The organism is Campylobacter sp. IFREMER_LSEM_CL2101 (assembly GCF_025771825.1).
Lineage (GTDB): Bacteria > Campylobacterota > Campylobacteria > Campylobacterales > Campylobacteraceae > Campylobacter_D > Campylobacter_D lari_C.
Genome location: NZ_JAKMQZ010000001.1, coordinates 136,243 through 158,378, shown reverse-complemented (window position 1 = coordinate 158,378; position 22,136 = coordinate 136,243). Strand labels below are relative to the sequence as shown.

At 29.0% G+C, this 22,136-nt stretch carries 19 protein-coding genes; 1 reads left to right on the top strand and 18 read right to left on the bottom strand.

Annotation, left to right across the window (positions count from 1 at the left end):
* Window positions 1-2: 2 nt before the first annotated feature.
* From L8V88_RS00830 to L8V88_RS00820, 3 genes are read right to left on the bottom strand one after another with little or no spacing between them, the layout of a single operon-like run.
* On the bottom strand, window positions 3-626 hold the full coding sequence (locus tag L8V88_RS00830; RefSeq protein ID WP_039617569.1) for a lysophospholipid acyltransferase family protein: 624 nt from the start codon (window positions 624-626) through the stop codon (window positions 3-5).
* Window positions 610-1,908, bottom strand: a complete 1,299-nt coding sequence (miaB, locus tag L8V88_RS00825) for a tRNA (N6-isopentenyl adenosine(37)-C2)-methylthiotransferase MiaB (RefSeq protein ID WP_263726397.1) — start codon at window positions 1,906-1,908, stop codon at window positions 610-612. The genes L8V88_RS00830 and miaB overlap by 17 nt, the downstream gene beginning before the upstream one ends.
* On the bottom strand, window positions 1,905-2,147 hold the full coding sequence (locus tag L8V88_RS00820) for an HP0268 family nuclease (RefSeq protein ID WP_039617566.1): 243 nt from the start codon (window positions 2,145-2,147) through the stop codon (window positions 1,905-1,907). Before L8V88_RS00820 ends, miaB begins: the two co-directional genes overlap by 4 nt.
* A 123-nt stretch (window positions 2,148-2,270) precedes the next feature.
* On the opposite strand from L8V88_RS00820, the gene nusA reads away from it, so the two are divergent.
* Window positions 2,271-3,362, top strand: a complete 1,092-nt coding sequence (gene nusA, locus L8V88_RS00815; protein WP_039617565.1) for a transcription termination factor NusA — start codon at window positions 2,271-2,273, stop codon at window positions 3,360-3,362.
* On the opposite strand, the gene L8V88_RS00810 is transcribed toward nusA, so the two are convergent.
* The 15 genes from L8V88_RS00810 to rfbH form a co-directional block, all read right to left on the bottom strand.
* Window positions 3,359-3,712: a membrane protein gene (locus L8V88_RS00810; protein WP_039627957.1), complete on the bottom strand. Its 354-nt coding sequence runs from the start codon at window positions 3,710-3,712 to the stop codon at window positions 3,359-3,361. The genes nusA and L8V88_RS00810 overlap by 4 nt on opposite strands.
* Window positions 3,709-5,082, bottom strand: coding sequence for a cytochrome P450 (locus tag L8V88_RS00805; protein ID WP_263726396.1), 1,374 nt, complete (start codon window positions 5,080-5,082; stop codon window positions 3,709-3,711). The genes L8V88_RS00810 and L8V88_RS00805 overlap by 4 nt, the downstream gene beginning before the upstream one ends.
* 9 nt (window positions 5,083-5,091) lie before the next feature.
* A complete protein-coding gene (locus L8V88_RS00800; RefSeq protein ID WP_263726395.1) occupies window positions 5,092-6,222 on the bottom strand; it encodes a DUF829 domain-containing protein in 1,131 nt (376 codons plus the stop codon).
* Window positions 6,223-6,354: 132 nt separating this feature from the next.
* Window positions 6,355-7,533, bottom strand: coding sequence for a capsule biosynthesis protein (locus L8V88_RS00795; protein WP_263726394.1), 1,179 nt, complete (start codon window positions 7,531-7,533; stop codon window positions 6,355-6,357).
* Complete coding sequence (locus tag L8V88_RS00790) at window positions 7,530-9,557, bottom strand: capsular polysaccharide biosynthesis protein (protein WP_263726393.1); 2,028 nt, start codon at window positions 9,555-9,557, stop codon at window positions 7,530-7,532. Before L8V88_RS00790 ends, L8V88_RS00795 begins: the two co-directional genes overlap by 4 nt.
* Window positions 9,554-10,729 carry a DUF6716 putative glycosyltransferase gene (locus L8V88_RS00785; RefSeq protein WP_263726392.1) on the bottom strand — a complete coding sequence of 392 codons (1,176 nt, stop codon included), beginning with the start codon at window positions 10,727-10,729 and terminating at the stop codon, window positions 9,554-9,556. Before L8V88_RS00785 ends, L8V88_RS00790 begins: the two co-directional genes overlap by 4 nt.
* Window positions 10,726-12,363, bottom strand: a complete 1,638-nt coding sequence (locus tag L8V88_RS00780; RefSeq protein WP_263726391.1) for a hypothetical protein — start codon at window positions 12,361-12,363, stop codon at window positions 10,726-10,728. The genes L8V88_RS00785 and L8V88_RS00780 overlap by 4 nt, the downstream gene beginning before the upstream one ends.
* Before the next feature lie 126 nt (window positions 12,364-12,489).
* Window positions 12,490-13,071 carry an adenylyl-sulfate kinase gene (cysC, locus tag L8V88_RS00775; RefSeq protein WP_263726390.1) on the bottom strand — a complete coding sequence of 194 codons (582 nt, stop codon included), beginning with the start codon at window positions 13,069-13,071 and terminating at the stop codon, window positions 12,490-12,492.
* A gap of 8 nt (window positions 13,072-13,079) precedes the next feature.
* Complete coding sequence (locus L8V88_RS00770) at window positions 13,080-14,795, bottom strand: SLC13 family permease (protein ID WP_263726389.1); 1,716 nt, start codon at window positions 14,793-14,795, stop codon at window positions 13,080-13,082.
* Window positions 14,792-16,216: a sulfate adenylyltransferase subunit CysN gene (gene cysN / locus L8V88_RS00765; protein ID WP_263726388.1), complete on the bottom strand. Its 1,425-nt coding sequence runs from the start codon at window positions 16,214-16,216 to the stop codon at window positions 14,792-14,794. Before cysN ends, L8V88_RS00770 begins: the two co-directional genes overlap by 4 nt.
* Complete coding sequence (gene cysD, locus L8V88_RS00760) at window positions 16,216-17,109, bottom strand: sulfate adenylyltransferase subunit CysD (protein ID WP_263726387.1); 894 nt, start codon at window positions 17,107-17,109, stop codon at window positions 16,216-16,218. The genes cysN and cysD overlap by 1 nt, the downstream gene beginning before the upstream one ends.
* Before the next feature lie 407 nt (window positions 17,110-17,516).
* Window positions 17,517-18,413, bottom strand: a complete 897-nt coding sequence (locus L8V88_RS00755; RefSeq protein WP_263726386.1) for an NAD-dependent epimerase/dehydratase family protein — start codon at window positions 18,411-18,413, stop codon at window positions 17,517-17,519.
* Window positions 18,414-19,676 (bottom strand): UDP-glucose dehydrogenase family protein, encoded by a 1,263-nt coding sequence (locus L8V88_RS00750; protein ID WP_263726385.1) that lies wholly within the window; start codon window positions 19,674-19,676, stop codon window positions 18,414-18,416.
* Window positions 19,673-20,791: an NAD-dependent epimerase/dehydratase family protein gene (locus tag L8V88_RS00745; RefSeq protein WP_263726384.1), complete on the bottom strand. Its 1,119-nt coding sequence runs from the start codon at window positions 20,789-20,791 to the stop codon at window positions 19,673-19,675. The genes L8V88_RS00750 and L8V88_RS00745 overlap by 4 nt, the downstream gene beginning before the upstream one ends.
* Before the next feature lie 13 nt (window positions 20,792-20,804).
* Entirely contained in the window at window positions 20,805-22,133 is a 1,329-nt protein-coding gene (gene rfbH, locus L8V88_RS00740; protein WP_263726383.1) for a lipopolysaccharide biosynthesis protein RfbH, read from the bottom strand.
* Window positions 22,134-22,136: the final 3 nt, after the last annotated feature.

The following is a 22,136-nucleotide window of genomic DNA, read 5'->3' as shown; positions in this document are numbered from 1 at the left end:
GTTTATCCTTTGTCTATTTGACTTATCATATCAAATTTTTCTTTTATCAATACTTTAGCTTCTTCTAAATTTAAATTTTGTATTTTGATTTCTTCACTTAGTCTATAGGTAATCTTAGAAAAAGGTTTAGGTAAGATCATTTTATCCCAACTTTTAAATTCCCAAAAAGAGCTTGCTTCGTAATTTAGCAAAAAAAGTGGAGCATTTTTTTTCAAAGCTATCATCACAGAACCATCTGAAACACTATGATAAGGTCCTCTTGGTCCATCTGGAGTGATAATCACATCATCGCCTTGATCTAAAATTTTAAAAGATTGTTTTAATAAAGCCAAAGCACCTTTGCTTGTGCTACCTCTTAAAGTATCCAAACCAAAAAAGGCAATATTTCTAGCAATGATTTCTCCATCTTTATGGTGTGAAATCATCACATAAGCCTTTTTTCCTTTAATACCCATTTTACGATAAGCAAAAGGCATGAGAGCAAGACGCCCATGCCAAAAAAGTATCACACATGATCTTTTTGGAAGCTTTTGCCCTAAATAAACCTTTCTACAAGTTAAAAAAATCAGCCATTGTAATAAAAAAATTCCAAAAGCTAAAAGATTAATCTTAAAGGATTTCGCCATTTAACACCATACGCCTAGGATTGGTGATTTTTACTTTTTTCATTTGTCCTAATAACTCTTCACTACCTCTAACTTGAATCAAAAAGTTATTATCACTTCTACCTGCTACAAAGCCTTCACTTCTTAATTCTTCAAATAAAACTTCAAATTCTTTATCTTTTTGTTTTGCAACAATTTCATCTAAAATTTCTGTATGTCTAGCTTGTAAAATACTCAAGCGTTTTGAAGCTATATCATCAGGAATTTGATTTGGCATAGTTGCAGCTTTAGTTAGTGGTCTTTTAGAGTATTTAAAAGAAAACATTTGCTCAAAACGCACTTTTTCAAGTACATCCATAGTATCTTCAAAATCTTTATCACTCTCACCTGGAAAAGCTACAATCACATCAGTAGAAATACTCACATCCTCACACATAGAACGAAGTTTCAAGGCTCTATCTAAATACCACTCTTTAGTATAACCGCGTTTCATAGCTTTTAAAATTTCACTCGAACCACTTTGTAAAGGCATATGCATAGACTTACAAACTTTAGGATTTTTAGAAAAAACCTCTAAAAATCTATCATCCATATGCAATGGATGTGGGCTTGTAAAACGAATACGCTCTAAACCTTCGATTTCACTTAGCTTTTCCAAAAGATCTGAAAAATTAATCTTTTCATGTGCATTAGAAAATCTTTTGCCGTAATTATTAACATTTTGTCCTAGTAAAAAAATCTCTTTAGCACCTTTAGAAACAGCTTTTAATGCTTCATTTTTAATAATCTCAAAAGGTATAGAAATCTCATCTCCTCTTGTGTGAGGCACTATACAATAAGTACAATGCTTATCGCAACCTATGGAGATATTAATATAGGTCTTATAAAGGCTATTTCTAAAATCTGCAAAAGCATAATTACTCTCATCAAAATCTATATCATTGCCTAAAAATTTTGGAGTATTCACAGCCTTTGTGATTTTAGAAACATTTCTAGCACCCAAAACAAAATCCACATTAGGAGCACGCTTAAAAATCTCATCTCCCAAATGTGAAGCGGTGCAACCACAAACTCCTATTTTAGCTCCATTTTTTTTGATTTTTTCAAAGCTTCCAACTTCTGAAAAAAGCTTATGCACAGGCTTTTCACGCACTGAGCAAGTATTGATTAAAATCAAATCTGCTTCTTTTGCATCTTGAGTTAATTCATAATTTTCTTTTTCTTTAAGTTCAGCTATCATATGCTCTGAATCACGCACATTCATAGCACAACCTAAAGTTTGTATAAAAAGTTTTTTACTCAAAGAATGTGTACCTCATACATAAAATCTGTATCATCTAAACCATATTTGATCGTTCTATGATAAACACATTTTCCTTTTTTTTCAAAATGCTCTACTAAAGCAATTAATTGCTTATGTGCATTGTCTTTATCAAAATAGAAAAATTTTTGACCTTCTTTATCTACAGCCTTTTCAATACTTTCTAAACTTATACTTTTTGGCTTTTCATCAACAGAGGTTCTTGCTATTTTTAAATCCATATCATCATCCTCAAGTTTTTTTAATCTGAAATTATAGCAAATTTTACTTTTAATTAAACTTATTAAAGATATAATTTTATTCTTCAAACTTTTAAAATCCAAAATTAAGGTTGTATTGTCATTATGGAAAAAATCACAGATATAATTGAATCCATTGCTAATGAGAAAAATTTACAAATAGAAGATGTCAGAGAAAGAGTTAAAAAAGCGCTTATTAATACTGCTAAGAAAATTTATGGCGATAAGTATGAATTTTTTGTTGATTCAGGTAAAAATTTACAACTTTATCAAAAAATCATCGTAGTAGCTGATAATGATGAAAGATTAGAAAATGAAAATGAGCATTTTATCGCTTTAAGTAAAGCAAGGGCTGAAGCTAAAGATGTAGAAATTGGCGATGAGCTAACTTATGAATGTTCTTTAGAAAATTTAGGCCGCACTGCTGTAAATATCTTACATAAAGAATTAGAATACAATATACAAAAACTCTTAGAAGAAAAAATCTATGAAAAATACCAAAAAATGGTAGGACATATGGTTTTTGGTAGCGTGGTAAGAGTAGATAGTGAAGAAAATACTTATGTAGAAATTGATGAGTTTCGTGCATATTTACCTAGAAAAAATCGTATCAAAGGTGAAAAATTTAAAGTAGGTGATGTGATTAAGGCTGTTATTAGACATGTATATATTGATAAATCAGGTATGAGAATGGAGCTTAGTAGAACTAGCCCTAAATTTTTAGAAGCTTTATTAAAAGCTGAAGTTCCTGAAATCAAAGATGGTCTTATAAATATTTATGCAAGTGCAAGAATTCCAGGTGAAAGAGCAAAAATCATCTTACAAGCTAATAGCCCAAGTGTTGATGCAGTAGGAGCAACTGTGGGTATAAAAGGAGTTAGAATCAATGCTGTAAGCAAAGAATTAAAAAATGAAAATATTGACTGCATTGAGTATTCTAATGAAATGGCAATTTTAATCACTAGAAGCTTAGCTCCAGCCATTATAAACTCAGTTAGTATTGAAGATAAAAAGGCTATTGTAACACTAAATAGCGAGCAAAAAAGCAAAGCCATAGGAAAAAGTGGTATTAATATACGCTTAGCTAGCATGCTTCTTGGATATGAGATAGAGCTTAATGAAGTAAATAATGAAGATAAAACTAATAACCAAGAAGAAGCATTTAAAAATCTTAAAGCTTTATTTGGAGAAAATTAAAGTTGCTTACCGACAGTTTGTTCGGTAAGCTTTCTTTCTAAAACTAAATCTACTATAGGCTGTTCTCTTTTATTTGCCTTTTGGCAGTGATTTTTGTCAAAAAAATCTGTGATTTTAATAACTATTTTAGCCCATCTTTTATCACGTTCTCTCCAAGCATGAGATGATAAAGACTCCCAAGCATAACCATTAAACAAAGTAGCATTGACAAAATGATCAAGTGCTCTCACACCTTGTCTAACCCTAGCAGGATTACCAAAAGTACCCACTATAACAATAAAAAGATAACTAATCACCGCTAAAGGAACGATAGCACAAAGTAGTATAGTTCCTGCTAATTTTTCTTTCATTTTTGCCTTTTTATAAATCTTATATTCATACCATTTGCTGATCTTATAGTCAGTCTTCCTACAATATCAGGCACGAAATTTTCTTCTAATTCTAACTTATAAGTCCTTAAAATATTAGCTAAAATCAAAACAGCCTCTTGCATAGCAAAGCCCTGCCCTATACACACACGTTCCCCCATACCAAAAGGCATGTAAGTGTCTTTTTTAATCTTGCTTTTATCTTCATGGCGACTTGGATCAAACTCATGTGGATTTTCCCAAAAACTATCATGTCTATGGATAAGCCATGGAGCTACCACTACACCTGAACCTTTTTTAATAAGCTTATCTCTCATTTTGCTTTCATTTCTTGCTTCTCTAGCAAAAAAGCCAACTGGTGGATAAAGCCTTAAACTTTCTTTAAACACATTTGTAAGATATTTCATCGCTCTAATATGTTCTATTTTAAACTCCTCATCACCTGCAACTTGCATGATTTCTTCATAGGCTTTTTGTTGCTCATCTGGAGAAATACTTAAAATATATAGTGTCCAAGTTAGTGAGCTTGCAGTAGTTTCATGGCCTGCTAAGAAAAGCATGGCAACTTGGTCTAAAATTTCATTAAAAGAAAATCTCTCATTGGTATCTGCATCGACTACCATAAGCAATGATGATAAAATATCTTCATATTTTCCTTGATCATTTAGGGCATTATCATATCTTGGTTTTATAATATCTGATAAAACCTTGCGTATAACTCCACCTGCTTTAAGTCTTTTTCTCTCGCCCAAAAGATTTGAAAGCCAAGTTGGGAAACGAAACATTCTTCGCATAGCTGTTTTAACTGTTTCTTCTTGCACAGTTACAAAAGCATCCAAAACAAGTTTACCTTTTTGCTCATCAAGTTTTGATGACATGATAGTTCTAAAAATCACATCTGCAGTCACAAAAGTCATAGCTTCATCTACTTCTACAATCGCTTTGTCTTCATACTTTGCAAATCTTGCCATCATATCAGAAGCTGCTTCACTCATTAAATTAAAAACCTTAGAAATCCTTGTCATTTCAAAAGAAGGCCTTAAAAGCTCTCTTTGCTTTTCCCATACTCTATCATTAGTTGTAAAAATGCTTATACCCAAAAGTGGCTCTAAAAGTTCATGCAAAAGTTGGCTTTTTGGGTATTCTCTAACCTCATCTACCATGATGCGTCTAACTTCTTTTGGATCATTTACTACATATAGATCAAATCCAGGCATTTTTACTCTACCCATCATCATCTTATAGCTTCGTTCATAAAGTCCATCAAGCCATGATCTTCTTTTTAGTAAAAAAGTAGTTAATGTAGAAGCTTTATTTTTATAAGGCTTTGGATGAAAAGGACACTGACCCATGTTTTTCTCCTATTTGATTTTTTCTTCTAGTTTATTTTTACCTATGATAAATTCAAAAAAATTATATACTCCTTGAATTTGTGTGGCAAATAAATATAAAAAATGTGCTTTATATTTGTCTTTTTTGATTTTTTTATAATCTTTGTTTTTATATAAGGTGTGAAATTTAGCCGAAAGGTATTTTGGACTAAATTGTGCTTTTACTCCGCTTGTACGTATGAAATCAACTTGTGTAAAACAAGCCCCATCAATAATAGAAGTAAAATCATACCATATTAAATTTTTACTTCCTAAATACTCTAAGTCTTTTCTAAACTCACAAGATTTTTTTTGATAGCTTACCAAGGGTATGCACTCACCTAAAGTTAAAACCTTTAAATTTTCAAAAGAAATATTTTCTTTTTCACATTTTCTAAGCACTTTTGCTAAAACATTTATACAAAGAACTGTTCCTACACTATGTGCGCTTAAGATGAGCTCATAGTTTTTATCATTTATATTTTCTTTTAGTTTTTCAAAAATAACCCTAGCAAAATCATCCATTCTCAACTCAAGCTCGCCTTGGGAATTTTTCTCCCAGTTTGCACAAAAAGAACAAATTCTAGCTATCCAAAAAACAGCTAATTTCTTACCTAATTTATAAAGCATTTTTGGTAAAAACACTAAAGATAAAATAAAAACCAAAATTCCCAAAACAATATGAAAATTTTGCAAATAAAATAAACTTCCAAAAGCACAAAATAAAGTAAAAATCAAACTCAAAAGTACATAAAAAAATGGGTAATAACCTGTGATAAGTTGATGTGGAGATTCTTTACCAAATTTTAAAAAAAGCCCTGTGATGGTATAAATTCTAAAAAAACTATAGCAATCACTCAGAGCATCTTTTATACCCTCTGACCAGTTTTTTTTAACTATATCATTCCAACCTAAAAAAGTATAAGTAGTGCTTGTATACGGGGTTTGAATTTGCCAAAAAGGATAAATATTAACTTGAGCTTTTGATAAAGTATAATCATAATTTAAAAGTTTATTTTGCTCGGCTAAATTTTTTTTAAACATAGTATAATAATGCCTATATCCTCTAGGATCATAACCAGCTATATAAAAAACATCTCTTTTTTGACACAATTTATCCATTAAAATCCCAAATAAACTCAAAATGAATTTAAAAATATAGCTAAAGTTGTTATCTTTGTCAAATGCTTATTTAAAGGCAAAATGAGGTGTTTTTACTCTGAAATTATTCATTAAAGCTCTAAGCTATAAAAATCAATTTAAACTAATATTTTTGAAAAAATTCCCATTAACTTGGGTTTTATATATCACATAATTTCTAAATTTAGCGTGCAAAACAGCATCAGGCTTATATGCCCTGCATTCTTTCCAAAAAGTATGCAAGCTTTTTTGATAAGTCAAACCTTCTATATCATAAAAAGCTTTTCCCATAACTTTTAAAGGGCTATTATGATATAAAGAAGAAAGTCCTACTGTGCTATTTATCACTATGGTGCCTCTTGTATTGATTAAAAGTGTAGGTAAGTGTAAATCATGCACATATAAAATTCTACCCTCGACATTATATTTTAAGCTCAAATCTTCTATAAGCTTAGTATAATCTCTATAGCCACGATCCATAGGATGATGTTTAAAAACTAGATAAGACTTTGCTTTGGCATGATTAGCAAAAGAGATGATCACTTCTTCTATAAATTTTTCTGTAGTTTTTTTATAATGATGAGATAGTTGAGTATCATTATGCACTTGCAAAATAGCTAAAAAATACTTTTGCTTTAGAGAAAGAATTTTTTCATTTAAACTTTTTTCTGTGATTTTGTATTTGTTTTTTCTATATACTGAACAAAGCCAAGGTAAAAAATCAAATAATTTTAAACTTCTATGGTGCAAAGAATTATTAAAATACCAAGAAAATAAAAAAGCAAAAAGCCAGTATAAAAACGAAGCAAAGGCCATATTTCTAAAAGTGCTTGAGAAGGTTTTAAATTTAAAATCTTTATCAAATTTTTTCTGACTTAGATAAAATTCTTTTTCTCTTGGCAAAGTGGAGTTTGCATTCACTCCATCTTTTTCAAAAGTAATGAAGTTTGGTCTTATATAACCTTCTTCAAAAATCCATACTTCAATACCCATTTGCTTAGCAACATTAATGGCTATCTCATGCACTTTTCTACAATCATTATACATCAAGATAGCTTGAATTTGTTTTTCTTCAAAGAGTTTTTTATAAAAGTCTTCAAGCTCGGCTAAACTTTTAGTATAATTAATACTTTTAAAAGGATAAAAGAAAAAATCCCCTCCATTAAAATTTACTTTATAAACCTTAGCTTTTGGAATTTTTGTAGCAATTTTACGAAAAAATCCTCCCACAGGTCCTTGGAGCAATAAAACATTTTTACCAGAAAATTTTTTTAACTTTTTACTTAAATTCATCTAATTAAAATAAATTCTATTAATCTTCTTATTTTTCTTAATATATAAATTCTTATATCCATAAACCAACGCAAATAAAATTTAGAAAAATAATCTTTTTGCATTTTTAGCATTATATCTAAAGCAAGCTCAACTTCACATAAATTTTTACTTTTTGGATGGATGTATCTTGGATAAAGGATCAAAACGCCAGCGACAAGCTCTTCTAAACTAAGCATTCTTGTGCGTCTTGGAATTTCATGTAAATCGCTTGTCAAACCCCAACCTGCATAAAAAGGCTTACCATAGACCACAACTTTTTTACCACGCAAAAGAGCGTCAAAACCGCTTGTAGAGGTTATAGTATGCACTTCATCACTCGCATTTATAGCACTATCTATGCTGATATTTTCTATAATCTCATCACAATATTTTAAAATAATGCTTTTATCTTTTAAACCCTTACGGTTACCGCTTAAAACATCAGGGTGAGGTTTAAAAACTATAAAGGCATTTTCATTGGCCTTTCTTACACTTTGTAAAAGTTTTAAGGTATCATAACCTGCACCACCTAAGATCATAGAAGCATCATCTTCTACTTGAGCAGGGATTAAGATGATTTTTTTGTTGGTATTAAAATTTAATTTTTCATGTTTTAAACCATTATACTTTGAAAATTTATTTTGCGTGATGGTGATGATGAGTTTTTTAGCTCTTTGTTTTAAACTTTCATCAAATTCATGATTTTGTAAAATATCTTCTAAATCACTTGGTTTACTTGGATCAACATACAAACCTTTACTATCTACTATTAAAGAAAAAGGGCGTGTAAGATCTGAACCCAAAAAAACTGAGCGCAAAAAGCCATCTTCTACTAAGAAAATTGCATTTTTAAAATCTTTAGCTAGCAAAGTTTTATCATGCTTTTTACCCCAGATGAAAATTTTATCTTCAGAGTTTAACTTAGCTTTATAAAGCTCATCAAGTGAGTTTAAAAAAATGATTTTATTATTCTTAGCTTTAAAAAATGGTCTTGTAAATTCTCTTTTCCATTTAGAAAAACCTAAAAAATACAAAGTATTTGAATTAGCTTGTTCTATCTTTTTGTACTTTGCTAGAGTATGAATAGTATCAAAGATATCACTTTTTTGATTTAAATAAGGATTAAAATACTCACTATATAAAATATAAGTAGCATAAAAAACCTCTTCTAAAGTTCTTTTTTTAAGCCTTCTTTTGCATACTTGTTTATCTTGAGTTAAACCCCAACCTGCATAAAAAGGCATGCCATAACACACACATTCGCATCCCAACATCAAAGCTTCAAAGCCCATTCCAGAAGTTTTCGTATAAACTTTTTTAAAATAACTTAATAATTCTATAGGATTATAATTTTCTTTTATAACTACACATTTACTTGGTAAATCTTGTGCGTTAAAATCACTTTGCTTTTTACCGCTTAATACATCAGGATGAATTTTAATATATACTTTAGCATTTGGGTTTTCTTTGATAGCATCATTTATAATATCTTGAGTTGAAAAATCCCTAGCTAAGCCAAATTTTAATGAAGCATCATTTGCTACTTGAGTGATGATCAATACGCGTTCTTCATTAGTGTTAAAAAGCTCTTTTGGCACGCAAAGATTATTATTATACTTGCTAAGTTTTTCTTTTTTTATGAGTTCTATGGCTATTTTTGCCTCCTCTAACTCTTTAAAACTAAACTCATAAGTATTTAAAATATTTTCAAGTTTAGATGGTACAGTTGCATCATAGTAAATTCCTATATCATCTTTGACAATAGAAAAACTTGGACTATTTTCTACACCCAAATTCAATGAGCGCAAAAAGCCATCTTCTAAAAGCAAAAATCTTGCATTATATTTTTTAGCTAGTTCTGCGGCTTTTAAACCTGACTTTTTCCTACCCCAACCTACAAAAACATCTTCTTGCATAATGTTTTTATAAACATGATATGGAACTATTTTATAAAAATCTTTAACATTTTCCTTTAGTTTTTTAGATATCGTGTAAAATTTCATGTTATTTTACTTTTTAAAAAACTTATATATTTCCCGATAAAACTTTGAACTTTATTTTTTCTATATAAAAAATTATAGAAATAAGGAAAATCCTTTTTATTATAAAAAACATTCGCTTTTCCAATTTTTGAAAATTTTAATTTATCAATCAAATTTATCAATGATAAAACTACATTTTCATCAATAAGTTCGCAATTATTTTTTTTCCATTCTTGATTAACATTTGGAATTTTATCTTCTATCCACTCATTTAAAGAAATTAATAATCCACTTCCAATAAAATGATGATTTTCATTACTTCTACCTATACCAAAATCTTTAATAATAATCGATCTAACTCCGAGAGCAATTGCTTCTATAATTACTGTAGAATAAAAAGATACACAAAGATCAACTTGATACATTAATTCCTCAACAGAGCTATCGTTAAAAATTAAATTATTTGGAATTTTTATATTATTTTTCATAAAAAAATCAAATATGGTATCATCTTTTAAGTGAGCGTTCATATGCTGCTTATGTAAAATTGCTCTTTTTTTTATTATAATTCTTCTCAAAGGATATCTATTAGCATATTCTATGATTTTCTCAACCAAATATTTTTTTTGTTTAATATGCTTTGGAATACTAGGCTGCTCAACAAAAAGAATAGTTTTTATTTCGTTATTATAAGGAATTTTATTTTGATTGTATAAGCGTCCATAACCTGAATAAAACAAATTATTACTCGATAATCCCAATAAAGACATTTTTTTCTTAAAATTCTTTAAATTTTCTAAAGAATTTACACAAATCAAATCTGCACCAATTCTACATAGTAATGCATGAGTATCATTAGAATCCGTCAAACCATTCATACCTGAGATTACCAAAGGTCTTATTTGGTATTTATCATAAAATTGATTAAGATAATAAAAAAATTTAATATTTTCCCCACCACCTAAAGATAAGAAAATTAAATCATAATCTAAAAAAATATTATTTTGTTGCAAAAGATAAATCAAATTGTCGTATTTTAAAATATTATATTCATCTAAACAATAACTCTGAAATTGACTTAAATTTTTTTCTTTACAATAAATAGTAATCTTATAATACTTTTTTAAAAAAAAAGCAAAACTCAAGCCCCATTTTAAACGAGAATCAAAATCAGACAAAATCAATACTTTCATCTCGCACCTTTCTTAAAATCCTTTTTTAGTCTTTTTATCTTAAACAGTAGTCCAATATATCCTCCCTTATACCAAGTTTTGTTAGCTTGTATAAGAGCTTCTCCTAGTTTATAGGTTAAACACTCTTTTTCTTTTAAGGCTTCTTTATAATCAGGATAGCTTTCTAATGGAGGTAATATTAGCGATGAGTCTTTTTTTATTTTTTCTTGATAGATTTTTTGTTCTTGTTTGTGTTTATCTTTTATATAAGATAATACAAAAGGCATTCTTATATAACCCGGTATAGATTTAGAATTTACTACCATAGCTTGACCTAGTTTATAAGAAAGTTGGTTTTGAATTCTTGCTTTAGCTGTGCCATATTTGGTTTGAAATGCTATTTGAGATTTGACCTGATAGAATTGAGCTGTTCTAAAATTTATAATTCTATCTTTCTCTTCTGTAGTATTCTTCAATCTTAATTCATTATTTTTTATAATTGTTTGCAAAGATTTTATTTGGGTAGTTTGCTCAACAATAATTTTGTCTTTATTTTGAATGATATTAGTTTTATCTGCAATATTTTGATTTTTAGTTTTAACTATATCAGCTATAAATTCAGCTATTTTATCCCAATACTCTGGTTTCATTTCCTTAAGTTCATAATTTTCTTTATAATTGCTTAAATCTTTCTTAGGAAATAATCTTTCTTTACGGGGAAAGAATTCTTTTCTTACCCATTCGTTGGATTCTTCAAATAATTTTTCATATAATCTCAAGGTAGCTTTAGAAGGTCTAAATTTCAAACCCTCATCAGTATTATTTTTAAATAAGTCCTGAATTAAACTTTGTATTTCTATCCTGCTTGGATCTAAAGTATAATCATTTAAAAATCTTGGAATTATTCGGTTCAAAGCCTTCAATAATTCCATACCTAATAGATCTAAACTCTCATTTTCCTTTTCAGGTATAATAAAATCATCATCCCATTCCAAACCTATATTACAAATAAAATCTTTTAGCAAATCTCCTTTATAAAATTCATTCTTATCAAAAATTTTTACAATAATATTTTCTTTTCCAAAGACTTCAGTATAATTTTCTAAAAGATATTTATAATTAGACATTTTAAAAATTATATGTTCGGTCTTGAAATTATTAAAATAGTAATTTTCCGCTGCCCCATGTTTAATGTCTTGAGAATACCAAGAAGAAATAAAATCTGTTTGTTCTCTAAGATATACCAAAATAATAATTTTTGTAAAACCTGCATCGTTTAATATTTTTTTTAAATTAATAATTTCTTTTTTATCCAATAAATCTTTTGAAATACATTCATCAGAAAAAACAACATTAGAACATTTAGAACTCAATAATTCTGCTTTATAATTTAAATTACATTTTCTTACATATTCATATATCTCATCTTTAGAGATCAATCTATATTTCCCAGTATGCATAAAAAATTTTTTAGCTCCTTGTTCTTGACAAAATTCACCTGATTGATAAACTAAAAAATAATGGTGGCCAGCAAACGTACATTTTATAGGAAACAACACATTCTTTTTAATTAATAATAAATAATTTTTATTAAAAAATGTCTGAATACTTGTACTTCCTGTCTTCATAGTCCCTATGTGCAAATATACTGTCATTTTTACTCCATTAAATTATCCATAACCTTGTTTTTTATTTATGCGAATATGAAATTTGTTTTCTTAAAAATGTAAAAACAAAATTTAGAATATAACCAAGATGCTATCATGATTTTCTTAGTTTAATTAATTGTTTTTAAGATAAAATCTCAAAATCATATCCACATTCTCATTAAGATCTTCTTTTATTATGTGTATATGTGGGTTTTTAGGTCTTTCATAAGGACTATCTATACCTGTAAAATTTTTAATCTCTCCGTTTCTTGCTTTTTTATAAAGTCCTTTTGGATCTCTTTTTTCACAAATTTCCAAAGGTGTATCAACAAATATTTCTATATATTCATCCTCATCTAAAAGATCTTTTATAAGTTTTCTATCTTTTTCAAAAGGTGATATAAAAGCGCAAAGTACTATCATACCAGCATCCACAAAAAGCTTACATACTTCTCCTATGCGTCTTATGTTTTCTACTCTTGAAACCTCATCAAAACCTAAATCTTTATTAAGTCCATGACGTACATTATCCCCATCTAAAAGATAAGTATGAAAACCTTGCTCAAAAAGTTTTTTTTCAACTGCATTAGCCAAAGTAGATTTACCACTACCACTAAGCCCACTAAACCATAAAACACATGGTTTTTGATTTTTAAGTTTAGCTCTTTGAGTTTTTGTAATGCTACTTGTATGCCAAGTTAAATTTTTACTCATTTTTTTCCTTAAAAACTAAAAAATACCGGAGTTATAGTTAAAACAATAGCTGAATAAGTCAAAGAAACTATCCATCCTATTTTTATAAAATCAGTAGTTTTATACCCGCAAATTGAACCTACCATCAAGTGAGTTTGATAACCATGTGGCATTAAAAAAGCACAACTTGCCCCATAAGCAACCGCTAATATAAACGGAGTTGGATTAACTTCAAGCGCCAAAGCAGTACTATAAGCAATAGGAAAAGCCAAAGCTGCGGCAGCGTTATTGGTAATGATTTCAGTTAAAAGCAAAGTTAGAAGATAAATTCCCACAAAACTACCATATAATCCATACACTCCAAAAGTTCCTATAACAAATTCAGCCAAATCTTTAGCTAAACCGCTATCAACTAAAACTTTAGTAATGGCTAAAGAAGATCCTACTATGATAAAAATTTCCAAAGGAAAGCGTCTTTTTACCTCATCAAAACTTATGATTTTAAATATAAATAAGCAAGCTAAAAATACTAGCAGCGCTTTAAGCAAAGACACTAATTCCAAAGCAGATAAAGCAATGATGGCTAAAAACGCAAAAATCACTATAAAACTTTGGATATTACTTAACTTTTGATTTTGCATGATATTTGAGATAATATAAAAGTTTTTATTGATATTATCTCTTGAGTGAAAATCCTTACCTATGCTTAAAATAAGCCTATCTCCAGCTTGTAATAAACTTTGGCCAATTTTTGAAATATTTTTTGAGCCTCTTTTTAAGGCTACAATCCCTGCATCAAATTTAGCTCTAAAATTTGCTTCCTTAACACTTTTTCCTATCAAGTTTGACTCAGAATTTATAACAACATCTATTAAATTTAATGTTTCTAGTTTTAAATCTTGTGAGCCAATTTGCAAGCCATCAAATTTTTTCAAAACCTCTAAATGTGTAATATCTCCACTAAAAACTAACACATCACTTTCTTTGATAAGCTCATTATGACTAACAGGAGTAATAAGCTCATCTTTTCTTTGAATTTCAAGTAAAAACAAAAACTCCAAATTCCTTAAGCCATTTTCTTGTATAGTTTTCCCCACTAATGAGCTATTTTTTAATACTTTAGCATTGATTAAATACTCATTGATGACATTTTCTTTTTCTTTATACTCAGGCAATAAAAAGTTAAAAATCAAAAGCACTATAAGCACGCCAATACTTATACAAAAACCAACTGCAAAAAAATCAAAAATCTTTAAACTTTCCAAACCATTTTGCACTACAAAAGAATTGACTATCAAGTTAGTTGAAGTGCCTATCAAAGTCATCGTTCCGCCAACTATGGAAAAATATGAAAGTGGGATGAGTAGTTTAGAAGGGACTTGAAATTTGTTATTTTTTATAATACTCATAAAACTTGCCACTACTGCAGTATTATTTAAAAAAGCTGAAATACTAGCTGTAACAACTCCAAGCTTTAAAAGTGATAGATGATAATTTTTACCTATGATGAATTTAGAACACCAACTTATCACAACGCTTTTTTCTATAGCTAGTGAAACTAGCAAAAGCAAAATAAGCACTATCAAAGATTCGCTCGTATAAGAGCTAAGCCAAGTACTTAAATTTAAATACCCCAAAAGATAATAAAGCACAGCTACACTACCAAATAAAATAAAAGGTTTAATTTTATTGCTAATCAACAAAAGAAGCAAAATTAAAATACTTAATGCAACAATAATTTTCATATTTTTTTACATTCCCATTCAGGATAGTTTTTTCTAATATAAGCATTAAGTTCTATTTCTGCTTGAGTGTAAATTCTACTCTTTTCTTCGCTTGCTAAAATTTCTTCTACCATACCCGCTGCTAAGGTTTCATTAGAGTATTTATCTATGATGATAAAACTTCCTAAAGTCTTATTGTCCTTGTAAGCTTTAAGGGCTATTTTTTTATTAAGCTTTAAGGTGCATTTAGCAATATCATTGAGTTTTAATTCATCGCTTTGAAATTCTTTGAAAGTATTAATGTCTTTTTTAAAATCATTTTTTTCAAATACTACATTAGTAGTTAAATTTGCTATTTTGATAAGATAGTTTTCATTTAAATTAAACTTAACCTCACTCATCCATATTACCATAGCTTTAAAAGAATTTGAAATTTCTATACTATGATTTTTAGAAGCTATTACATCGCCTCTTGAAATGTCTATCTCATCTTCTAAAGTTAAAGTTATAGCACTTGGAAAGCTAGCATTGTTAGCACTTTGAATTTTTTCATTTTTATCGGGTACATTTAAGTTTTTAATACTAGGCGTGATAATTTGTTTTACTTTACTTGTTTTTAAAGAAGGTAAAATCACAACTTCGTCTTTAATATTTATACTACCGCTAGCAATATTTCCACAAAAACCTCTAAAATTTAAATGAGGGCGATTGACATATTGCACACTCATGATAAACTCATCGCTTAAACTAGTAGCAATAGGCAAAGTATCTAAAAGCTCAGATAAGGTTTTTCCACTATACCAAGGCATATTAATACTTTTAAAAGCTATATTGTCTCCATCTAGTGCACATATAGGAACAAAGTGGGTTTTAATGCACTCATGATTTTTTAAGCATGGTAGAATTTCTTGATAATTTTTACAGATTGTATTAAAAATTTCTTGATTATAATCAATTAAATCCATTTTATTAACAGCAATAATAAATTGTTTTATACCAAGCAAACTAGCTATATAAGAATGTCTTTTAGTTTGAGTTAAAACCCCTTTTCTAGCATCTATAAGTATGATGGCAATATCAGCCGTACTAGCACCTGTTGCCATATTTCTAGTGTATTGTTCATGGCCTGGGGTATCTGCTATGATGAATTTTCTTTTTTCACTTGTGAAAAATCTATATGCTACATCTATGGTTATGCCTTGCTCTCTCTCGCTTGCAAGACCATCTACTAAAAGTGCAAAATCAAGCTTTTCTCCTGCATTACCAAGCTTTTTGCTATCTTTTTCTAAAGATAAAATTTGATCTTCAAAAAGCATTTTTGCATCATAAAGCATTCTACCTATAAGGGTAGATTTGCCATCATCTACACTACCACAAGTGATAAATCTACAAAGCTCTTTATTTTCATGTTCTTTTAGGTATTTTTCTACATTTGTTTTCATTAAAAATACCCCTCTTTTTTCTTTTTTTCCATACTTGCTTCTTCATCAGTGTCTATAAGCCTACCTTGTCTTTCACTTGTTTTAGAAAGCAAAAGCTCTTCGATGATTTCTAAAACATTGTTAGCACTTGAGTTTATGGCTCCTGTTAGCGGGTAGCAACCTAGGGTTCTAAAACGAACCAATTCTTCTTTGGCATTTTTAGCAAGTTCTTTTGGCATACGCTCATCATCAACTAAAATTTTAGCTCCCATGTACTCTACCACCGGTCGTTTTTTAGCAAAATAAAGACTTGGCAAAGGAATATTTTCTTTGTAAATATACTGCCATATATCAAGCTCAGTCCAATTACTCAGCGGGAAAACTCTTATGGATTCGCCTTTTTTATGACGACCGTTGTAGATATCCCATAATTCTGGGCGTTGATTTTTTGGATCCCATGAATGATTTTCATCACGAAAAGAATAAATTCTTTCCTTTGCACGCGATTTCTCTTCATCTCTTCTTGCACCACCAAATACCGCATCAAACTGATATAAATCAAGCATTTGTTTTAAACCTTGTGTTTTAGCAATATCTGTATGCATAGAAGAGCCATGTGTGAATGGAGAAAGATTTAATTCTTTGATTTTAGGGTTTTGATAGACTATAAGCTCCATACCAAGCTCTTTGGCGCGTTTGTCTCTAAATTCTATCATCTCTTTAAATTTCCATGTAGTATCTACATGCACCAAAGGAAGTGGAGGTAAGCTTGGGTAAAATGCTTTTTGTAAAAGATGAAGCATAACCGAGCTATCTTTACCTATACTATAAAGCATAGCTGGTTTTTCAAACTCAGCTATAACCTCACGGATAATATGAATAGACTCTGATTCTAAATATTCTAAATGGGTCATTTTTACACTATCAATTAAATTTTTTACACATTATAATATAAATTTTATTATAAATTAATTATTACCCTATTCCTTAAAATAATATTTTTCAAATAGAAAGCTTAAATGCCTCAAAATATTCCATTCTCCAAATCTACATATAAGCTAAAAATCACGTTTAGTTAAAAAACCTATTTTTTATGTTTTTCCATATTTTACAATTCTAATTATCTTAAAGGGTATTTTAACAAATAAAGCATAAAGGTAAAATAGAAATTAACTTTTATGCTTTATTTTAGTTCCATCTAAAAGCAGTTTATTTTTTCATTATTTATAATTACAACTTCTTTTTAATATACAATATCTATCTTTTTAACCATATTTTCAAAAAATACTTTATATTTACATTTTACAAGATAATACATTTTTTAGCACGGTAAGGTCATCTTTGTTTTATTAATGATCTTTAAAAAACCTTCTCTAAGGCTTATTTTTTGTTCCCAATTTGGTAGCTTTTCTCCACCTTCAAAAGGTATAAAATTTTCTCTATTAGAATAAGGTAATACACCCCAGATAATATTTAATTTTTCTTGAGCACATTCTTCAAAGATATTTGACAACTGCTTTAAAGTAATTCTTTCTTTTGAATGTAAAGCATAAATTACATTATTTGTGTTTTTTTTATTTTCAAAGTTATTAATACATTTTTCAAAAGCATTAATAATATCGTCAATATAAAGCATATCAATAATTTGTTCTCCATTACTCATTCTAATAGCTTCTTTAGTTTCTAATGACTTTTTCCATAAATTAATAATTTTTGGACGCCAATCATTTAGTCCATATGTATCATTTAACAAAATAGTTACAAATTTATATTTAGCAATCTGAGTATAATAATTTGCAATATTTAAAAAAGCTGTTTTTGTTGCTGCGTATAAATTAAGGGGATTGTTTGACAAGTTTTGATAGAATTGCCAAAAAGTCCCGATATTTATAAACCAACCAGAAAAACCAATTAAATATAAGATTTCCAAAAGTTTAACACCAAATAAAATATTAGAATCAATTAAATCTTTTAAATCTTCGGGTCTATGATGCTTTAAATATAAAGTTGCAAGATGCAAAACTCCATCTATTTGTTCTTCTTGGAGATTTTCTTTCAGTATAGCAAAATCTTCATAATAGCAAATTTTGCAATAATCTTTGATTTTATCTATATTACTACTCTTTCTTACTAATGCGATAATCTCATATCTATCATGCATTTGCAAGATAAAATTAGTCCCTATGAAACCCGTTGCACCAGTTACTAAAATTTTCACTTATTTTATCCATCTCAAATTATAAACAATCTTATCTTGTCTTTCAATCAAAGGCTTAAACTCCATCCAAGCTGTAGCTATAACTAAAACATCACATTCAGAAACGATCTCATCAAGACTGTTTCTATAATACAATTTATAATCATAAGTTTTAGCAAACACATCATTTGCTATAGGATCGTAAGCATATATATTCTCAAAACCTAAATTTAAAAGTTTAGAAATCAAGGTAGCAGATTTAGTATCCCTTACATCATCACTTCCTGGCTTAAAACTTAAGCCTAAAATTGCAATTTTTTTGTTCTTAGAAACTTCTTTTTGTATTTTATAAGCGTAAAAATCAAGAATTTCATCATTAACTTTTAAAATATCATTTAAAATTTTTGCTTCATATCCTTTATCTTTGCTTTTTTTATACAAAGCAAGAGTATCCTTAGGTAAACAATATCCACCAAAACCCATTCCAGGATATAAATAACTAGTTATACCACTAGGATTTCCGCTAAATCTTTTATCACTATGCAATATTTTAAAAGCACTTATAACATCTATATCACCTATATTTTGTGCAATCATACTCATTTCATTAGCATAACTTATATTTAGACTTAAAGTAGTATTGCTAAGATACTTAATGAATTCACCGGTATTTAAAGAAGTAAAAAATACAGGTGAACTAAAAGGCTTATACAGCTCTTCTAACTCTTGAAAAATTTGCGCATCCTGACTACCAATAACCACCCTATCAGGATTCATAAAATCACTATATGCAAATCCTTCTCTTAAAAATTCAGGGTTATTTACCAAATGGCATTTTTGTCCTACATTAAGACCCAAAGACTCTAAATGTGGGATAAAAACTTCTTTGCAGCTTGAAGGTGGAACTGTGGATTTTATCACCAAAATCGGCTTTTTTTGGCATTTATCTAAATTTTGCGCAGTTGTCTTAAGCGCATCTAGTAAAAAACTCAAATCAGCACTTCCGTCTTCACTCATAGGTGTACCAATACAATAAAATATAATTTTAGCTTCTTTTAAAGCTTCTGTTGCATCATTAGTGATTTTCAGTTTTTTTTCCAAAACATCATTTAATGCTTCTGATAATCCTTCTTCATGAAATGGTATTTTTCCATCGTTAAGCAATAAAGCTTTATTTTTATCTATTTCATATCCGGTAACATCGAAGCCTTTTTTTGCAAATCCAACTGCTGTAGTAAGACCAACAAAACCTAATCCAAAAACTGCTACTTTTAACGACTTCATAAAAGCTCCCCATTTTCTTTTTCAAATTTCAAAAACTTTAAAAATCTTCTCACGCCATCTTCAACTAAAATAGTAGGGTTATATTGTAATTTATTTCTAGCTTTATCAATAATTGGACATCTACGATTTGGATTATCTTTTAAATAATTTTTATCTTCTGAAACAGCAAAGTTAACTTGAGGCTCAAAATTAAAAATTTCTTTTGAATATTTAGCATATATATATGATAACTCTTTTACAGAAATTTCAGGTTTATCAATGCCTATATTAAAATAATCAAATTTTCCATACACTAAAACCTTTAAATATCCTGCAATAGCATCAGCAATGTAGCAAAAAGTTCTTTTTGGGGATCCATCACTAAGAATTTCTATATTTTTACCTTCTATAACTGCTTTAGCAAAATCTGCAGGTACTCTTTTATCTCCTATACTCATCCCTGGACCATAGTTGTTAAAAGGTCTTGCTATAGTAATTGGCATGTTGAACTTTTGTGCAAATAAAGAGCACATTGTCTCCCCAAATCTTTTAGATTCATCATAACATGCTCTAGGACCTATACAAGCTACATTACCTCTATACTCTTCATCGGTTGGAATTTTACTAACATCAGGATCACCATAAATTTCAGAACTAGAAAAAAATAAAAATCCTTTAATATTTTTATTTTTATAAAAATCAAGCAAAGAGCGCAATCCCCAGATATTTGCATCTAGGGTCTCTATAGGATAAGTACGGTAAAACATAGGACTTGCAATACTTGCAGCATGAATTATCAAATCAGCACTATAAGCATCTTTTAAAAGATCGATTTTATCATTTATAATATCAAATTTATGAAGCTCTAAAATATCAGAATAATCATTCGATAATTGTTCTAACCACTTTGGCTTTCTAAGCATAAAGTTATCTAGTGCAATAATTTTTTTTATATTTAAGTCTTTTGAATATTTTACAAAAAAATTAATAAAATAAAATCCTAAAAAACCTGCACACCCTGTAAATAAAATTGTAGAGTTATCAAATTTTTGTTTTTCAACTTTAGTTAGAGAATTATAAATATACTCCAAATCCTCTATTACTATTGGATTTTCCAAACAACTATAAGATTTCATATTAATCTCCAACTTACTTTTTTTTTGCACAAAATTCTTGAATTTTGCATATCATATATTCAATCATCTCATCGTTCATACCTGGATAAACCCCTATCCAAAAACTATCATTCATTATTTTTTCTGTTACCTCTAAATTTCCTACTACTCTATAATCCCTATCCTTTTCTAAAGAATCAAAAGCAGGATGTCTTATAATATTACCCGCAAATAATGTTCTTGTTTGAATATTACATTCTTCCAAGAAACTAGTAAATTCGTTACGAGTAAATTTTACACCATCTTTTAGAGTAATCATAAAACCAAACCAACTTGGTTGAGAATTTGGCTGTGTTTCTACCAAATGAAGTTCACTAAGATTTTTTAGTCCATTATATAGTTTTTGATAATTTTTTTGTCTTTTTTCTATAAATTCAGGAAGCTTTTCAAGCTGAGCACAACCTATCGCAGCTTGCATATCTGTAGCCTTTAAGTTAAAACCAAAGTGAGAATATACATATTTGTGATCATACCCTTTTGGTAAACTTCCAAACTGTTGGGTAAAGCGACAACCACAAGTATTATCTTTTCCTCCTTTACACCAACAATCTCTCCCCCAATCTCTCATAGATAATATAATTTTTTTAAGCAAAGGATTGTTAGTATAAACAGCTCCACCCTCTCCCATGGTTATATGATGAGCTGGGTAAAATGAACTTGTACCTATATCTCCCCAAGTGCCAGTATATTTATCATCATATTTAGAACCTAATGCATCACAATTATCCTCAATCAACCAAAGATTATTTTTATCACAAAACTCTTTAATAGCTTTAATATTAAAAGGATTGCCCAAGCTATGTGCGATCATAATCGCTTTGGTTTTAGAACTTAAAGCTTTTTCAAGTTGAGTTACATCAACATTAGCAAATTGTAATTCCATATCAACAAAAACAGGAACTGCTCCATATTGGACAACGGGAGCAATTGTTGTTGGAAATCCTGCAGCTACAGTTATAACTTCATCGCCTCTTTTAATTTGTCTTTCCTTTAGTAATGGCGAAGTTAAGGTATAAAAGGCTAATAAATTTGCAGATGAACCAGAATTAACTAAAAAGGCCCATTTTACTCCTAAAAAATTAGCAAGATTTTTTTCAAACTGCTCAGAGTATCTTCCAGCAGTGAGCCAAAAGTCTAATGAACTATCGATCAAATTCTCCATTTCTTTTTCATCAAAAACACGCCCTGCATAATTTATTTTAGTTTTTCCTTCTATAAACTGAGTTTGTTTATTTGCATGATATAGCTTATAATACTCTTTAACTTTATTTAAAATATCTTGTTTTAATACATCAAAATTCATTCA

Excerpts from the sequence above, each read along its gene's own strand:
- L8V88_RS00830 (WP_039617569.1), bottom strand. The coding sequence starts at position 626 with ATGGCGAAATCCTTTAAGATTAATCTTTTAGCTTTTGGAATTTTTTTA.
- L8V88_RS00820 (WP_039617566.1), bottom strand. The coding sequence starts at position 2,147 with ATGGATTTAAAAATAGCAAGAACCTCTGTTGATGAAAAGCCAAAAAGT.
- nusA (WP_039617565.1), top strand. The coding sequence starts at position 2,271 with ATGGAAAAAATCACAGATATAATTGAATCCATTGCTAATGAGAAAAAT.
- L8V88_RS00810 (WP_039627957.1), bottom strand. The coding sequence starts at position 3,712 with ATGAAAGAAAAATTAGCAGGAACTATACTACTTTGTGCTATCGTTCCT.
- L8V88_RS00805 (WP_263726396.1), bottom strand. The coding sequence starts at position 5,082 with ATGGGTCAGTGTCCTTTTCATCCAAAGCCTTATAAAAATAAAGCTTCT.
- L8V88_RS00800 (WP_263726395.1), bottom strand. The coding sequence starts at position 6,222 with ATGGATAAATTGTGTCAAAAAAGAGATGTTTTTTATATAGCTGGTTAT.
- L8V88_RS00795 (WP_263726394.1), bottom strand. The coding sequence starts at position 7,533 with ATGAATTTAAGTAAAAAGTTAAAAAAATTTTCTGGTAAAAATGTTTTA.
- L8V88_RS00790 (WP_263726393.1), bottom strand. The coding sequence starts at position 9,557 with ATGAAATTTTACACGATATCTAAAAAACTAAAGGAAAATGTTAAAGAT.
- L8V88_RS00785 (WP_263726392.1), bottom strand. The coding sequence starts at position 10,729 with ATGAAAGTATTGATTTTGTCTGATTTTGATTCTCGTTTAAAATGGGGC.
- L8V88_RS00780 (WP_263726391.1), bottom strand. The coding sequence starts at position 12,363 with ATGACAGTATATTTGCACATAGGGACTATGAAGACAGGAAGTACAAGT.
- cysC (WP_263726390.1), bottom strand. The coding sequence starts at position 13,071 with ATGAGTAAAAATTTAACTTGGCATACAAGTAGCATTACAAAAACTCAA.
- L8V88_RS00770 (WP_263726389.1), bottom strand. The coding sequence starts at position 14,795 with ATGAAAATTATTGTTGCATTAAGTATTTTAATTTTGCTTCTTTTGTTG.
- cysN (WP_263726388.1), bottom strand. The coding sequence starts at position 16,216 with ATGAAAACAAATGTAGAAAAATACCTAAAAGAACATGAAAATAAAGAG.
- cysD (WP_263726387.1), bottom strand. The coding sequence starts at position 17,109 with ATGACCCATTTAGAATATTTAGAATCAGAGTCTATTCATATTATCCGT.
- L8V88_RS00750 (WP_263726385.1), bottom strand. The coding sequence starts at position 19,676 with ATGAAGTCGTTAAAAGTAGCAGTTTTTGGATTAGGTTTTGTTGGTCTT.
- L8V88_RS00745 (WP_263726384.1), bottom strand. The coding sequence starts at position 20,791 with ATGAAATCTTATAGTTGTTTGGAAAATCCAATAGTAATAGAGGATTTG.
- rfbH (WP_263726383.1), bottom strand. The coding sequence starts at position 22,133 with ATGAATTTTGATGTATTAAAACAAGATATTTTAAATAAAGTTAAAGAG.